Source organism: Streptomyces sp. NPDC002734, assembly GCF_040295685.1.
Classification (GTDB): Bacteria; Actinomycetota; Actinomycetes; order Streptomycetales; family Streptomycetaceae; genus Streptomyces.
Genome location: NZ_JBEOVU010000011.1, coordinates 164,093 through 179,278, shown reverse-complemented (window position 1 = coordinate 179,278; position 15,186 = coordinate 164,093). Strand labels below are relative to the sequence as shown.

General features: G+C 73.2%; 11 protein-coding genes and 1 tRNA gene. 7 read left to right on the top strand and 5 right to left on the bottom strand.

Annotation, left to right across the window (positions count from 1 at the left end; all coding sequences use genetic code 11):
• Positions 1 to 4: 4 nt before the first annotated feature.
• Positions 5 to 586, bottom strand: coding sequence for a hypothetical protein (locus tag ABT026_RS12880; RefSeq protein WP_351114256.1), 582 nt, complete (start codon positions 584 to 586; stop codon positions 5 to 7).
• 231 nt (positions 587 to 817) lie between these two features.
• Positions 818 to 892 (bottom strand) — tRNA-Cys (locus tag ABT026_RS12875).
• A 158-nt stretch (positions 893 to 1,050) separates the two neighbouring features.
• On the opposite strand from ABT026_RS12875, the gene ABT026_RS12870 reads away from it, so the two are divergent.
• The 5 genes from ABT026_RS12870 (at position 1,051) to ABT026_RS12850 (ending at position 9,332) form a co-directional block, all read left to right on the top strand.
• Complete coding sequence (locus ABT026_RS12870; protein ID WP_351114254.1) at positions 1,051 to 2,595, top strand: MFS transporter; 1,545 nt, start codon at positions 1,051 to 1,053, stop codon at positions 2,593 to 2,595.
• 68 nt (positions 2,596 to 2,663) lie between these two features.
• Positions 2,664 to 2,864, top strand: coding sequence for a CopG family transcriptional regulator (locus ABT026_RS12865; RefSeq protein ID WP_351114253.1), 201 nt, complete (start codon positions 2,664 to 2,666; stop codon positions 2,862 to 2,864).
• Positions 2,861 to 3,265 (top strand): type II toxin-antitoxin system death-on-curing family toxin, encoded by a 405-nt coding sequence (locus ABT026_RS12860; RefSeq protein WP_351114252.1) that lies wholly within the window; start codon positions 2,861 to 2,863, stop codon positions 3,263 to 3,265. Before ABT026_RS12865 ends, ABT026_RS12860 begins: the two co-directional genes overlap by 4 nt.
• Before the next feature lie 110 nt (positions 3,266 to 3,375).
• Positions 3,376 to 5,181 carry a DEAD/DEAH box helicase gene (locus tag ABT026_RS12855; RefSeq protein WP_351114251.1) on the top strand — a complete coding sequence of 602 codons (1,806 nt, stop codon included), beginning with the start codon at positions 3,376 to 3,378 and terminating at the stop codon, positions 5,179 to 5,181.
• 182 nt (positions 5,182 to 5,363) lie between these two features.
• Positions 5,364 to 9,332 (top strand): phosphorylase family protein, encoded by a 3,969-nt coding sequence (locus ABT026_RS12850; protein WP_351114250.1) that lies wholly within the window; start codon positions 5,364 to 5,366, stop codon positions 9,330 to 9,332.
• Positions 9,333 to 9,413: 81 nt separating this feature from the next.
• Here the strand turns inward: ABT026_RS12850 and ABT026_RS12845 are convergent, their stop codons facing one another.
• A complete protein-coding gene (locus ABT026_RS12845; RefSeq protein WP_108955131.1) occupies positions 9,414 to 10,049 on the bottom strand; it encodes an IclR family transcriptional regulator in 636 nt (211 codons plus the stop codon).
• Positions 10,050 to 10,263: 214 nt separating this feature from the next.
• Here ABT026_RS12845 and ABT026_RS12840 point away from each other — a divergent pair, with 214 nt between their 5' ends.
• Positions 10,264 to 11,649 carry an FAD-binding oxidoreductase gene (locus ABT026_RS12840; protein WP_351114249.1) on the top strand — a complete coding sequence of 462 codons (1,386 nt, stop codon included), beginning with the start codon at positions 10,264 to 10,266 and terminating at the stop codon, positions 11,647 to 11,649.
• Between the two features lie 35 nt (positions 11,650 to 11,684).
• Here the strand turns inward: ABT026_RS12840 and ABT026_RS12835 are convergent, their stop codons facing one another.
• Positions 11,685 to 12,104 carry an SsgA family sporulation/cell division regulator gene (locus ABT026_RS12835; RefSeq protein WP_351114248.1) on the bottom strand — a complete coding sequence of 140 codons (420 nt, stop codon included), beginning with the start codon at positions 12,102 to 12,104 and terminating at the stop codon, positions 11,685 to 11,687.
• A 265-nt stretch (positions 12,105 to 12,369) separates the two neighbouring features.
• Here ABT026_RS12835 and ABT026_RS12830 point away from each other — a divergent pair, with 265 nt between their 5' ends.
• On the top strand, positions 12,370 to 13,926 hold the full coding sequence (locus ABT026_RS12830; RefSeq protein WP_351114246.1) for an RDD family protein: 1,557 nt from the start codon (positions 12,370 to 12,372) through the stop codon (positions 13,924 to 13,926).
• Positions 13,927 to 14,040: 114 nt separating this feature from the next.
• Here the strand turns inward: ABT026_RS12830 and hppD are convergent, their stop codons facing one another.
• Entirely contained in the window at positions 14,041 to 15,186 is a 1,146-nt protein-coding gene (gene hppD / locus ABT026_RS12825) for a 4-hydroxyphenylpyruvate dioxygenase (protein ID WP_351114245.1), read from the bottom strand.

Sequence of the window (15,186 nt, the reverse complement as noted above, 5' to 3'; positions counted from 1 at the left end):
CCGGTCAGTCGGCGTCCGGGGGCGAGTACGGCTGCTGCGGAACGGGCGGCGTGGGCGGGCTGAGGGCCGGGTCGTCCTCGTCCAGGCGCTCGGGGACCTTCCCGTCGCAGGGCCCGGAGGCGTTCACCACGAGGCCGCCCTTCGCCTTCGCTTCCTTCTGGAGCTCCTTGGGCAGCTCGTCGGCCCCGGTGATGATCCGCCAGGCGCCGGCCGTCAGGAAGGTGCCGTCGGTGAACACCTCGCCGCCCTTGTTGTCGATCTTCCACCCGCGGTCGACGAGCCGGTCCACGACCGCACGAAGCTCCGCCTCGCCCGGCACCTCCTCGCTCACGGCGAAGGCGTCGATCCTGCAGAGCTCCTCGCTCTCGGAGGGCAGCTCGTCCGTCTTCGCGTCGAGGCCCGCCGTGGCGAACCTCAGGTCCCGCTTCACCTGCCGCGCGTTCTTGACCGGGGCGGACGCCTCCGGCTTTGACGCCGAGGGGGCGGGGGCCTTCGCGGTGTCGTCGGATGCTCCGCATCCCGCCACCGCGACCATCAGGGCGGCGCCGCACAGTGCGGGCCAGGCTGCGGGGTGTCGCCGTCTCATGCGTCTCGCCTTTCGCCGGCACGGAACCCGTGAAACCGGCGCCCGAACCCCTGCGGCCGGCCGCTCCGGCCGGGCACGTGGCATCGGGGTGGTGGCGCACAGTGTACTGATCATGTACCGGTCATCCGACCGAATTGGTTCCCGTCGCGGCAGTCGCAGCCGCCTGCGTCCGGGCGGTCGGCGGACGCACCGCGCCCCGCCGGGCTCGGAGGCCGGGCGGGGCGCGATGGGTGGAGACCGCGGCGGGATTCGAACCCGCGTGCCTGGAGTTGCAGTCCAGTCCCTGGGCCACTCGGGCACGCGGTCCTGTGTGGCGACGAGGACGACGCTACGACCCCCGGGACGCGGCCTCAAGGCATCCGGCCCCCGTGCAACACGACTGCCACACGCCGTTCATGAACCGCCGCGGCGACCGCGGGGGGAGGACAGGAGCCACTGTCCGGCGCGCCCCTTACAGTGGCGGCATGACCAGCCGTCCTCGCCCTCTCGGCCCGTCGCGCGGCAGCGGCGGCGACACCGCCAAGGGACCCGCCACGGGACCCGCCCAGGGCCCCGTCCAGGGACCCGCCAAGGGCTCCGCCGACCCCGCCGAGGGCGCCGCCGCCCCGGACCCGCTCGACACCCGGCCCGAGGAGTCGGTGCTCGGCCGCTCCTACCGCTCCCTCAGCATCGGCATCGTCTCCGTCGTCCTGCTGATCGCCTTCGAGGCGACCGCCGTCGGCACCGCGATGCCGGTCGCCGCCCGCGAGCTGAACGGCGTGGCGCTGTACGCCTTCGCGTTCTCCGCGTTCTTCACCACCAGCCTCTTCGGCATGGTGGTGTCCGGCCAGTGGGCCGACCGCCGCGGCCCGCTCGGCCCCGTCGCCCTCGGCATCGCCGCGTTCGGCGCGGGCCTGGTGGTGTCGGGGCTGGCCGGGGCGATGTGGGTCTTCGTGCTGGGCCGCGCCGTGCAGGGACTCGGCGGCGGCCTGGTGATCGTCGCGCTGTACGTGGTGATCCGCCGCGCCTACCCCGAGCGGCTGCGCCCCGCCATCATGGCCGCGTTCGCCGCGAGCTGGGTGGTCCCCTCGGTGGTCGGACCGCTCGCCTCCGGCGCCGTCACCGAACACCTCGGCTGGCGCTACGTGTTCCTCGGCATCCCGGTGATAGTCCTGCTGCCGCTCGCCCTGGCGCTGCCGGAGATCCGCCGCCGCGCGTCCGGACCGGCCGGCGAGGGGATCACCGCGGACCCCCGCCGCATCCGCCTCGCGCTCGCTGTCTCGCTCGGCGCGGGCCTGTTCCAGTTCGCCGCGCAGGACCTGCGGTGGATCTCCCTGCTGCCTGCCGCCCTGGGCGTGGCCCTGCTGGTGCCGGCCGTGCGCGGACTGCTGCCGCCCGGCACCTGGCGTTCGGCGCGCGGCCTGCCCTCCGTGGTGCTGCTGCGGGGCGTGGCGTCCGGGGCGTTCATCGGGGCGGAGTCGTTCATCCCGCTGATGCTGGTCACCGAGCGCGGGCTGACGCCGACCTGGGCCGGGTACTCCCTGGCGGCCGGCGGCATCACCTGGGCCACCGGGTCCTGGGTGCAGTCCCGGCCCCGGCTCCAGCCGCACCGCGAGCGGCTGGTGACCCTCGGCATGACGCTGGTCGTGCTCGCCATCGCCGGCGTGCCCGCCGTGCTGATCGACGCGGTGCCCGCCTGGACGGTGGCCGCGGTGTGGGCGGTCGGCTGCTTCGGCATGGGCCTGGTGATCGCCTCCACCAGCGTCCTGCTGCTCAAGCTGTCCCCGCCGCACGAGGCCGGCGTGAACTCCGCCGCCCTGCAGATCTCCGACGGCCTGGCCAACGCCCTGCTCCTCGCCGTGGCCGGCGCCGCCTTCGCCGCCCTCGGCGGCGGCACCGTCGCCGCGCACGCCGCCACCACGGCCTCCGGCGGCTCCCACCCGGCCGCGTTCGCCGCCGTCTTCGCCCTCGCCGCGGTGTTCGCCCTCGGTGGCATCCAGGTCACCCGCCGCCTGCGGACCGAGGGGTAGGCGAGCCAGGAACCGCGGCAGGCGAAGGTCCAGTACCAGTTCGGTACCACGAGTGGTACCGTTCTGGTATGGCTATGAACCTGCGTCTCCGCGACGACCAGACCGAGGCCCTGAAGCTGCGCGCCGAGGAGGAGGGCGCGAGCATGCACGCCATAGTGCTGAAGGCCGTCGACGACTACCTGGCCCGCACGGCACACGACGCACTGGTGCGCAGGGCCGCGCAGGAGCAGACCGCCAAGTGGGCCGAGCTGCTGGAGCGGCTGAAGTGAGCGTCGTGTACCTCAGCTCCGAGAACGTCCTGGAGATCGCCGACATGGCGGTCGACGACCAGCAGGTCCGTGTCCGCGACGCGGGCCTGCTGGAATCCGCGGTACACCGCCCCTCGGCCGCCATGTTCGGCCAGGAGGCATACCCGGGCCTGTTCGAGAAAGCTGCGGCGCTGCTCCAGTCCCTCGCCGTCAACCACCCCTTCGTGGACGGCAACAAGCGCACCGCCTGGGTGTCCTGCATGGTCTTCCTCGCCATCAACGGGGTGCAACTGCGCCCCGACATCGACGCGGGCGAACGCCTGGTCGTCGCGGTGTCGACCGGACACATGGACGAGCTCAAGGAGATCGCCCTGGCGCTGGAGCACCTCAGGGACGAGGACCCGGCCCCCGGCGCGGTGTGAGGTCGGTCCCATCCGGGGTAGGCGCGGTGTGCTAGCGGCGGGGAGGCAGCCGCGCCGCCGATAAGGTTGCTCGGTCGTCCTCGCGTAACCGATCCCCTGAACCGGAGACCGTGACTACTTCCGCCGGATACAGCGTCCCCGCCCCCTCGCACCACCTGTCGCCCGCCTTCCCCGGCCGCGCCCCCTGGGGCACGGCGGGCAAGCTGCGTGCCTGGCAGCAGGGGGCTCTGCAGAGGTACATCGAGGAGCAGCCCCGCGACTTCCTCGCGGTGGCCACCCCCGGCGCCGGAAAGACGACCTTCGCGCTCACCCTCGCCTCCTGGCTGCTGCACCACCATGTCGTCCAGCAGGTCACCGTGGTGGCGCCCACCGAGCACCTGAAGAAGCAGTGGGCCGAGGCCGCCGCCCGGATAGGGATCAAGCTCGACCCCGAGTACAGCGCGGGCCCGCTGGGCCGCGAGTACCACGGCGTGGCCGTCACCTACGCGGGCGTCGGCGTGCGCCCCATGCTGCACCGCAACCGCGTCGAGCAGCGCAAGACCCTGGTGATCCTCGACGAGATCCACCACGCGGGCGACTCCAAGTCCTGGGGCGAGGCCTGCCTGGAGGCGTTCGAGCCGGCCACCCGCCGGCTCGCGCTGACCGGTACGCCCTTCCGGTCCGACACCAACCCCATCCCCTTCGTCACCTACGAGGAGGGCAACGACGGCATCCGCCGCTCCTCCGCCGACTACACCTACGGCTACGGCTCCGCCCTCGGCGACGGCGTCGTCCGCCCGGTGATCTTCCTGTCCTACAGCGGCAACATGCGCTGGCGGACCAAGGCGGGCGACGAGATCGAGGCGCGGCTCGGCGAACCGATGACCAAGGACGCCGTCAGCCAGGCCTGGCGCACCGCGCTCGACCCCAAGGGCGAGTGGATGCCCGCGGTGCTGCGCGCCGCCGACCAGCGGCTCACCGAGGTCCGCAAGGGCATCCCCGACGCCGGCGCGCTGGTGATCGCCTCCGACCAGGAGTCGGCCCGCGCCTACGCCAAGCTGATCCGTGACATCACCGGCGAGAAGGCCACCCTGGTGCTGTCCGACGACAGCGGCGCCTCGCAGCGCATCGACGACTTCAGCGCGAGCGAGGATCGGTGGATGGTCGCCGTCCGCATGGTGTCGGAGGGCGTCGACGTCCCGCGCCTGGCGGTCGGCGTGTACGCCACCACCATCTCCACGCCGCTGTTCTTCGCCCAGGCCGTGGGCCGCTTCGTGCGTTCCCGGCGCCGCGGCGAGACCGCGTCGGTCTTCCTGCCGACCGTGCCGGACCTGCTGACCTTCGCCAACGAGATGGAGAAGGAACGCGACCACGCCCTCGACCGGCCCAAGAAGCACGGCGAGGAGGACCCGTACGCGGAGTCCGAGAAGGAGATGGCCGAGGCCAACAAGGAGCAGGACGAGGACACCGGCGAGCAGGACATGCTGCCCTTCGAGGCGCTGGAGTCCGACGCGGTGTTCGACCGCGTGCTCTACGACGGGGCCGAGTTCGGGATGCAGGCGCACCCGGGCAGCGAGGAGGAGCAGGACTACCTCGGCATCCCCGGGCTCCTCGAACCCGACCAGGTCCAGCTGCTCCTCCAGAAGCGGCAGCAGCGGCAGATCGCGCACAGCAAGCGCAAGCCGCCGGAGGAGGCCGACCTGCTGGAGCTGCCCGCGGACCGGCGGCCGGTGGTCAGCCACAAGGAGATGATGGAGCTGCGGCGGCAGCTCAACAACCTCGTCGGCGCGTACGTCCACCAGAGCGGCAAACCGCACGGGGTGATCCACACCGAGCTGCGCCGCGTCTGCGGCGGGCCGCCGGCGGCGGAGGCCACGGCCGGCCAGCTCCACGCCCGCATCGCCAAGGTCCAGGAATGGGCCACCCGCATGCGCTGACCCTCCGGGCAACACCGAAAAGGCTCACCGGCCGACAGTTCCCCGGTTCCCTGGAGCCCGTCGGCACCGCGGCATAGAGTACGAACGGGTCGTCACCGAAGTCCCACGAGACGCGGGACACCCTGGTCTGATTCGCAGGGCCTGGTACCGGGCCGCGTTCGTCGGAGAGGTGTGGCCTCCAGGTGTCGGTGGACCGGGTGGACGTTCTGGTCGTCGCCACGTTGCCGGAGGAGCTGGCGGAGGCGAAGGCCGCAGGCCTCGCCGGAGTGTTCGCAGACCCTGGCGTGGCGCGGTGGGAGGAGCGCGGCGCGGGGGGACCGGCCCCCTACTGGTGGGGTGAGTACCGCCGGGCGGACGGCCGGCGCCTGTCGGTGGCGTTGGCCCGATCGACGCACATGGGCAGCCGCGAGACGGCGCCGATCGTCACCACGTTGACCCATCTGCTGCAGCCCCGGTGCCTGGCCATGTGCGGGGTGTGCGCGGGCAACCCCGACGACATGGCCCAAGGTGACGTCGTGGTGGCCGACCCGGTCTACGAATGGGACGAGGGCAAGCAGTCCCCGGAAGGGCTGAAAGGCGACCACCGCCAGTTACGGCTGGACCACCGTTGGCTCCACGCCGTGCAGGACTTCACTCCCGCAGGGCTGCCCAGCCACCGCCCGGCCGACGACGAGGACGCGCTGCCGTGGCTGCTGGAACGGCTGCACCGGGGCCAGGACCCACGGAGCCATCCCGCGCGTCGCCGGTACTTCCCGGAAGGCACCTGGAGGGCGCGGCTGCGGCAGTGGGAACACGGAGGACTGATCCGCCGTGCCCGGACCGGCCTGGAACTGACCGACCAGGGCGCCGAGTTGGTGGAGGGGTGGCTGTACGACGACGTGGACGGGCCGCGGCGTCTGCCGTTCGAGGTGGTGGCGGCCCCGATGGCGTCGGGGAGCGCCGTGGCCGCCGACCCCGGGCTGTGGGCCCGGTTGCGGCACATGGGCGTGCGGAAGATCGCCGCGGTGGAGATGGAGGCCGCCACCGTCGCCACGGTGGCGCACCAGCATCGGGTGCCGTACTGCCTGATCGCCAAGGGCGTCATGGACCACGCCGACAGCGACAAGGACGATCGGTACAAGCGGTTCGCGGCCCGCGCCTCGGCCGAGGTGCTGTACGCCCTGCTCGCCCAGTTGCTGCCCACCGCCGAAGCCGACGGCAGCGGCCACGTCCCGTCGATCGCGCCCTTCGCCCGGATCGACGACGCCGACATCTACGGCGACGGCGACCCGGGGACCACCGCCCTGCGGCGTGACGAGTACGACGCCACCACGACCGACCCGCTGCCCGAGTTCCACGAGGTCGTCGAGCACCTGACCACGCGCCGCATCGCCCGCGTCTGCGGGGAGTCGGGCACGGGGAAGACCACGATGGCGGCCATGGTCGGACGTGACGCCACCCGGGTCGACGCGGCCTTCTACGTCGACCTGGCGAGCCTCAACGCACCGTTCAGCGTCACCGACACGGCTCTGCTCCTCGACCGGCTCACCGCTCTCGACGAACCCGGCAGACTGATCGTCGTCGACAACACACACCTCGACGGACGCCTGGAACGGGCCGTCGTCAGCCACTGGTCGGCCACCTGCGGTCGCGGTCTCCTGCTGCTGCTCTCCCGGCGCGACGCGCACGACAACCGCGTGCCGACCGTGAGGCTCAGCCTCAGCGACCGGTCACTGCTCGCCGTGTGGCGTCGCACGGACGCCTTCGCCCATGCCGCCCTGGCCCCGCCGTCGGACGGCGCCCTCCTGAGATGGAAGGAGACCTTCCCCGACCTGGTGACGTTCGCCCTCGCGATGCGCGGAAGCATCGGTCGGCTGGCGGCCGGCGCGACCACGCTCTCCCAGCAGGACGCCGTCGCCTTCATCCGCACGCGGTATCTCACCGGCCGCAGCGCCGAGGAGGAGGAGAACCTGCGCCGCCTGGCCACCGTCGGACGGTACGAGTTCGGTCTCAGCTCCGGCTCGCTCGCCTCCGACGGCCTGTCGAGGCTCGTCACCGAAGGCCTCGTCCACTCCCGCAAGCGCTACTACACCCTGGGGCATCCGGCCGTGGCGCGGCTGCTGCTGCGCGCGCTGGGCGTGGCGGCCGACCTCGCGGCGCTGAAGCAGATCGCGCTCACCGAGCCCTATGTCGCCTGCGGGATCGCCTCGCGACTCCTCCAGGCCGGACGCCGCACCGACGCCGCGCAACTGCTCGCGCATCTGGTCGAGAACGGCGCCATCCGCGAGGACGTCCTCGCCGAGTGCAATCTGCCCAACCTGTCCCGCACGACGCGCCTGCTCGTCTCCGTCGGTGTCGCGCAGCTCCCGGACATCGACCACCAGCTCTCCCTGGAGCAGGAGCTCCTCGCCACCAAGGTTCAGCAGTCCTCACCGACGGACATCATGCACTTCCTGCAGTTCCTCAAGCTGCTGCCGCGAACCACCACCGTGTTCAGCACACTGCTCAAGCAGCCGGCACTACGGCAGGAGTTCATCGCCTGGTCCTACGACGCGCCGGTCTGGTCCTTGCTGAACGTCGGGATGGCCGCCCGCCGGTTCGACGACGAGCTGGGCAGGAAGCTGCTCGCCGTCTTCTTCACCACCCGGGCCGCCGACGTGGCGGAGCGCATCGGTCAGGCCAGCGCGGGCGACCTGGCCAGTTGCTGCCGGGCCGGCGAGATCGTCGAGCGGGAAGCCGAGTTCGTCGCCGTCATGGCGGAGCGGGTCGGGGCGTCGATCTCCGAGGTGGTGCGCCACTGCATACGCCGGGGACCCGACGAGGTGATCCAGTACCACTCCTTCCTGCAGCGCAGATGCCCGGAGCTGGCGACGGCGTTCCGGGACCGGCTCGCGAGCGCCGAGACCCGGCCCGAACTCGGCGACGGCCTCGCCAACAGACACGTCGGGCTCCTGCTCCGTCTGTGGGGGTGGGCGGACACCCACCGGCAGGCCGGTCTGAGCGTGCGTCTCGAGAAGGTCGTCGGCGACCGCCTGGAAGGCGACACGCTCGCCTGGGATCTGCCGCTGCTCACCGCGAACGACTTCGCCGCCCTCTTCGCGGCGGCCGGCAGGTCCCGGACGATCGGCGGAGCGCTCCCGGCGGTGCGCCGGTGTCTGGGCGAACACCTGGACACCTTGGCCCGGAGCACCCTCGCACGCGGGTTGGAGCAGTACGTGCTTCTGGCCGACGCCCTCGCCTCCCATGCGCCGGAACTGGCCTCGGACTTCCGTCGCCGGCTGCTGAGCGCCGAGCTGCGTGAGCTTGCCGAAGCACAGCAGCGGCGCGCGAGCGTGAACCTGGTCGAGACCGTCCGAGGGTGGGCCGCGCCCGACCCCTCCGCCCCGGAGGAACTCCTCCGGACAGGAGGGAGTGCCGCGACCTCCGCCGCCCCTCGGGCGATCTCGCGCAACGCCGTCGGCTCGGCCTACCGGACCTCGGACGCCGTCTTCGAGCAACGCGGTTTCGCCGGCAGCGAGGAATGCCGGGCCGCCCTGCGACCGGCCGGCCACAACGCCCCGGGCGTCGTCGGACGGCACCTCGTCCTCGCCTCACGCCCGGGCTCCGCCGACCGGGCGCGGGCGCTCGCCGCGTTCGCCGGGCTGCACCGGTCCGAGCGTCACTTCGCGCTGGTCGGCGCGATCCGGATGATCGGTACCCGGCCGGCGGACGAAAGGGAGTTCTGGGGCGCGCTGCTCTCCGCCACCGACGCCGTGCTCACGCCGCCGGTCCGGCGTTCGCTGCTCGGGGCGGGCGCGGGTCGCGCGCTGGCCGTCGCGAGAGGACTCGCCGGAGCCGAACCCGGGGCGAAGGAAACCGTACCGACCCTGTGCGCGACCGTCGTCCGCGACTGGTACGGCGCGAGCGCGGTGGAACTGGCGACCCCGCACCTCGAGGGCGTGCTGCACGCGTACGCGCGTGACCCGGGCAGCACATCGCCACCGCTGCTGCCGTATCAAGCGGTCTCCATGGCCCATGTGCTCCGAGCGATGGGCCGCGTGAACACGCAACTGGAGTCGAAGCTGGTCACCGCGTTGCGGCGCGAGGTCACGCGGAACATGAGCGCCGTCCACCGCCGACGATTCGCGGCGTGGGCCGACTACTCCGACATCGCCTCGGCCACGCTGGCCTGAGCGGGACCGGGGACCGGCAGCCGGTCCGGGAAGGCTCCGTCCCGGGCCCGGCGCTCCCCGGCGCCGTGACGACGGGGCGGGTCAGCCCAGGGCCTCGGCCACTTCGCGGGCCGCTTCCACCACGCGGGGACCCACGCGCTCGGGTACCGCGTCGGAGAGCATCACGACGCCCACGCTGCCCTCGACCCCGGTGACCCCCAGCAGCGGCGCCGCCGCCGCGCACGCACCGCCGTCGCCCTCGCCGCGCACGAGGGTGAACCCGGGGTCCGCCTCGTGGCGCGCGGCGAGGATCGCCCGGCCCGCCGCGCCCTGGTCCAGGCGGTGCCGGTGACCGGGCCGGTGGGCCACGTGGAAGTCCGTCCACGTCGGCTCCGCCACCGCGACCGTCAGCGCCTCCGCGCCGTCGACCAGGGTGAGGTGGGCGGTCGCCCCGATGTCCTCGGCGAGCGACCGCAGAGCCGGCAGCGCCGCCTCGCGGACCAGCGGATGCACCTGGCGGCCCAGCCGCAGCACACCGAGGCCCACCCGGGCCCGGCCGCCGAGGTCACGGCGTATCAGCGAATGCTGCTCGAGCGTGGCGAGCAGGCGGTACACCACCGTCCGGTTGACCCCGAGCCGCTGGGAGAGCTCGGTGACGGTCAGCCCGTGATCGGTGTCTGCGAGGAGCTTGAGGACACGCAGTCCTCTGTCGAGAGTCTGGGAGGTCTCCGCGGTCACGACACCCACTCCTTCGGTGGTGAGGTCGGCGGCCGGCGCCGGCAGGCGTGAATCACGCGCCGGGGCGACGCTGCCACGGGCCGTGTTCGTGGGCGCGAGATTAGCGAAGCGGGTCCGCTGAGCGGAAGATGCCGTCCAGAATCCGGGCAGGACGCGACGACCCGCCGGTCGCGCGAGGGTTCCCCGACCGGCGGGCCGCTGCCACCCTGACCTCATGAGCCGTGACCCCCTGATCACCGACCTGATCACCCGACTGCTGGACGGCCTTCCCGAGGACGCCGTCCTGACCGACCCCGACGTCACCGCCTCCTACTCGCACGACATGGCCAGCTTCTGCCCGGCGGGCGTCCCCGCCGTCGTGGTCCTGCCGCGCACCACCGAACAGGTCCAGCACGTCATGCGCACCGCCACCGAGCTGCGCGTGCCCGTCGTGCCGCAGGGCGCCCGGTCCGGACTGTCCGGCGCCGCCAACGCCAGCGACGGCTGCATCGTCCTGTCGCTGATCAGGATGGACCGCGTCCTGGAGATCAACGCCGTCGACCGCTACGCCGTCGTCGAGCCCGGCGTGATCAACGCCGACCTCTCCCGCGCGGTCGAGGAGAAGGGGCTCTGCTACCCGCCGGACCCGTCGAGCTGGGAGATGTGCACCATCGGCGGCAACATCGGCACCGCCTCCGGCGGCCTGTGCTGCGTCAAGTACGGCGTCACGGCCGAGTACGTCCTCGGCCTGAAGGTCGTGCTGGCCGACGGCCGGCTGCTCACCACCGGACGCCGCACCGCCAAGGGCGTCGCCGGGTACGACCTGACCCGCCTGTTCGTCGGCTCCGAGGGATCACTGGGCGTGGTGGTCGAGGCGGTCCTCGCACTCAAGCCGAAGCCGCCCCAACAGCTCGTGCTGGCCGCCGAGTTCAGCTCGGCCGCGGCGGCCGGCGACGCGGTCTGCCGGATCATGGAGGGCGGTCACGTGCCCTCGCTGCTGGAACTGATGGACCGCACCACCCTCAAGGCCGTCAACGACCTCGCCAGGATGGGCCTGCCCGAGGAGACCGAGGCGCTGCTGCTCGCCGCCTTCGACACCGCCGACCCGTCCGCCGACCTGGCCGCGGTCGGCGCCCTGTGCGAGGCGGCCGGCGCCACCCAGGTGGTCCCCGCCGAAACCCCCGCCGAGTCCGAACTCCTGCTCAAGGCACGGCGGTTGAGCCTGATCGCCCTGGAGGCCGTCAAGGGCGCCACGATGATCGACGACGTGTGCGTGCCGCGCTCGCGGCTCACCGAGATGCTGGAGGGCGTCGAACGCATCGCCGCCAAGTTCCAGCTCACCATCGGCGTCTGCGCCCACGCGGGCGACGGCAACACCCACCCCACCGTCTGCTTCGACGCCGCCGACCCCGAGGAGTCCCGGCGCGCCCGGGAGTCGTTCGACGAGATCATGGAGCTCGGCCTGGAACTGGGCGGCACCATCACCGGCGAACACGGGGTCGGCGTCCTCAAGAAGGAATGGCTGGCCCGCGAGGCCGGACCGGTGGCCATGGAACTCCAACGGGCCGTGAAGGACGCCTTCGACCCGCTCGGACTGCTGAACCCCGGCAAGCTGTTCTGACGCCGGGGCCGTGAGGCCCGGACGTGCGCGGCGCCTCACTCCAGGGCGAGCAGCTCGGCCAGCGGGCCGTCCAGGTCGAGCAGCTCGCCCTCCCGCCCCCGGGGCACCATCCGCAGGGTGTGCGCCAGCCAGCCGGCCACCTCCCCGGCGGGCGCCTCCAGCAGCGCGTCCCCGCACGGCGAGGAGAGCGCCAGCAGCATCACCGGCGCGCCGCCCTCCACACCGCGCCCCGGCCACACCCGCACGTCCCCCTGACCGCAGGCCCTGAACCGGCCCTCCATCAGCAGGTCACGGGCGAACGACCAGCGCACCGGCCGGTCGGTGCCGGAGTGGAAGGCCACGTGCACGGCGAACGGATCGTCGGTGCCGTACCGCAGCCGTGCGGTGACCGGCGCGTGCTGCTCCGCCGACACGATCAACGTCATGGTCAGCTCTCGTTCCACCACGGTCCGCATGATGGGGCTCCTCTCCAGGCGGCAGTGCGTCTTCGTGGAAGGAGAGGGCCGTGCGCCCCGGGCATTACGCGACTCGCGGAGATTTTTTCCGCGCGCCGCCCCCCGCCCTTCCTCACCCTCCAAGGGACCACCGATCCGGGTGAACCCGCAGCGAAGATCAACCCGTTCGGGGCTCGTACGGCCGGACGGGCAGTGCCGGGTGCGCCGTTCTGGTATGTGTGGGTAACCCGATTCGAATCCCGAGCAGATACCGGACACGACGGACATGAGTGCGCCCACCCCGGCCCCCGGTGACGACACGCCCCGTGAGGGTTACTACCCGGACCCGTCCATCCCCGGATACGTCCGGTACTGGAACGGCTCGGCCTGGGTGCCGGGCACCAGCCGCCCGGCGCCGACGGACGGACGGCCGCTGCCCCCGCCGCCGGGTGTGACGCCCCAGGCGCCCGCCCGGCCCGCGGCCCCCGGTCCCACGCCGTCGCCCGGTCCCACGCCGTCGCCCGGTCCTGCTCCGGCCGCTCCCGGGCCGTCGGCCGCCGACCGGCCGGGCGCCCGCGTGCCGTCGCCCTCGCCGGCCCCCGCGTCCGCCCCCGCCGCCCTGCCGCCGGTGGCGCCGCAGCCCGCCGGGGCGGTGGACGAGACGGGGCCGCAGTTCCTGGACACCAGCGACGAGATCGTCACCGAGATGGCGCCCGAGACGGGCCGCACCCCGGTGGTCCCCTCGCCCGCCCCGGCCCCCGCGCCGTCCCCGGCACCGGTGACCTCGCAGCCGTCGCAGCTCCCGCGGTCTTCGCCGCCCGCACCCTTGGAGAGCGGCAACTCCGCCCCCGCGGCGGGCGGTTCGGGCTGGGACGCGGTGCGGGCCGGCGCGGCCGAGCGGCCGCGGCCCGTCTCGTGGGGGTCGGCGGGGCAGGAGACGCCGGACCCGCGGGCGGTGGGGGACCAGCAGCCCGAGCAGCGGCCCTCGCAGGAGGAGGGCACCATGGTGTTCCGGACCCGCCCCGCGGCCGAGCAGCCCCCCGCCGGGCCGCAGGGCCCGCAGCAGGCGGCCCCCGCGCCCGCCCCGGCCCCGGCTCCCGCACCCGCGCCGGCTCCCACTCCGGCGACCACCCCGTGGCCGCAGCAGATCGGGCACCTCGCGGGCGACCAGGCCGCGGCGCAGGCGGCGGCCGCGCAGGCCGCCGCGGCCCAGGCGGCGCTCGCCCGGGCGTCCGCCGCGCACGCCGCGGCCCAGGCCGCCCCGCAGGCGGCTCCCCAGGCGGCGGCGCAGGGGCCCGCCGCTCCGTGGAAGCCCGTGCCGGAGGACCCGTTCACCGCCGCCGCCCGGCGGCAGGCGTCCGCCCGTCCCGCGCCGCTGGGCAGCCGGATGGCGGCCCGGCTGATCGACCTGCTGCTGGTCGGCGCGATCACCGCGGCCGCGGCCGTCCCGCTGGGCACGCGGGCGTGGGAGCACACGCAGGAGAAGCTGGAGGCGGCGCGGCTCTCGGGGGAGAAGGTCACCGTCTGGCTGGTCGACGGCACCACCGGCGTGCAGCTGGGCATCGTGCTCGCGGTCCTGGTGGTGGCGGGCGTGCTTCTGGAGGTGCTGCCGACCTCCCGGACGGGGCGCACGCTCGGCAAGAAGCTGCTCGGGCTCCAGGTCCGCGACATCGAGGGCCACGAGCCCCCGTCCTTCGGCACGGCGCTGCTGCGCTGGGCGGTCGGGACGATCCCCACGCTGCTGGTGATCGGCGTGATCGGCCACCTGTGGGCCCTCTTCGACCGTCCCTGGCGGCAGGCCTGGCACGACAAGGCCGCGCACACCTTCGTGGCCGGCCGCTGACGCCGCCGACGCCGCGGGAGCCGGCCGCCGCGCCGTTGCGCCCGCCGCCGACGCCGAAGGGGCGCCCCGCCGGTCCGGCGGGGCGCCCCTGGGTCAGGCGGTGTGCGGCAGCGGTCAGAGGTTGCCGCGGCGCTCCTGCTCCCGCTCGATGGCCTCGAAGAGCGCCTTGAAGTTGCCCTTGCCGAAGCCCATGGAGCCGTGCCGCTCGATCATCTCGAAGAAGACGGTCGGCTTGTCCTGGACCGGCTTGGTGAAGATCTGCAGCAGGTAGCCGTCCTCGTCGCGGTCCACCAGGATCTTCAGCTCGCGCAGCGTCTCCACCGGCACGCGGGTCTCGCCGGCCCACTCGCCGAGGGTGTCGTAGTACGAGTCGGGGGTGTCGAGGAACTCGACGCCGGCCGCCCGCATGGTGCGCACGGTGCGCACGATGTCGTTGGTGTTGAGCGCGATGTGCTGGACGCCCGGGCCGCCGTAGAACTCGAGGTACTCGTCGATCTGCGACTTCTTCTTCGCGATCGCCGGCTCGTTGATCGGGAACTTCACCTTCAGGGTGCCGTCCGCGACCACCTTGGACATCAGCGCGGAGTACTCGGTGGCGATGTCGTCGCCGATGAACTCCTTCATGTTGGTGAAGCCCATGACCCGGCGGTAGAACTCGGTCCACTCGTCCATCCGGCCGAGCTCCACGTTGCCCACGCAGTGGTCGATCGCCTGGAAGGTGCGCTCGGCCGGCGGCTCCACGATCGGCCGGGCCACCTGGTAGCCCGGCAGGTACGGGCCCTCGTACCCGCGGCGCTCGACCAGCGTGTGGCGGGTCTCGCCGTAGGTGGCGATGGCGGCGATCACGACGGTGCCGTGCTCGTCCTTCATCTCGTACGGCTCGGCGACCGAACGGGCGCCGTGCTCGATGGCGTAGGCGTAGGCCGCGCGGGCGTCCGGGACCTCCAGGGCGAGGTCGACGACGCCGTCGCCGTGCTCGGCGACGTGGCGCTCGAGGAAGCGTCCCCAGTCGGTGGCCGGCTTGATCACCGAGGTGAACACGAAGCGGGCGGAGCCGTTCTCCAGGACGTAACTGGCCGTCTCCCGGGAGCCGTTCTCCGGTCCGGAGTAGGCCACCAGGCGCATGCCGAAGGCGGTCGAGTAGTAGTGGGCGGCCTGCTTGGCGTTGCCCACGGCGAAGACGACCGCGTCCATTCCCTTGACCGGGAAGGGGTCGGCCTGCCGGGCGGTGTCAGGAACGTGGTGTGTGGTCTGCGTCAT

Bases quoted from the DNA above. Each gene is read 5' to 3' on its own strand.
- ABT026_RS12880 (WP_351114256.1), bottom strand. From the start codon at position 586: ATGAGACGGCGACACCCCGCAGCCTGGCCCGCACTGTGCGGCGCCGCC.
- ABT026_RS12870 (WP_351114254.1), top strand. From the start codon at position 1,051: ATGACCAGCCGTCCTCGCCCTCTCGGCCCGTCGCGCGGCAGCGGCGGC.
- ABT026_RS12865 (WP_351114253.1), top strand. From the start codon at position 2,664: ATGGCTATGAACCTGCGTCTCCGCGACGACCAGACCGAGGCCCTGAAG.
- ABT026_RS12840 (WP_351114249.1), top strand. From the start codon at position 10,264: ATGAGCCGTGACCCCCTGATCACCGACCTGATCACCCGACTGCTGGAC.
- ABT026_RS12835 (WP_351114248.1), bottom strand. From the start codon at position 12,104: ATGCGGACCGTGGTGGAACGAGAGCTGACCATGACGTTGATCGTGTCG.
- ABT026_RS12830 (WP_351114246.1), top strand. From the start codon at position 12,370: ATGAGTGCGCCCACCCCGGCCCCCGGTGACGACACGCCCCGTGAGGGT.
- hppD (WP_351114245.1), bottom strand. From the start codon at position 15,186: ATGACGCAGACCACACACCACGTTCCTGACACCGCCCGGCAGGCCGAC.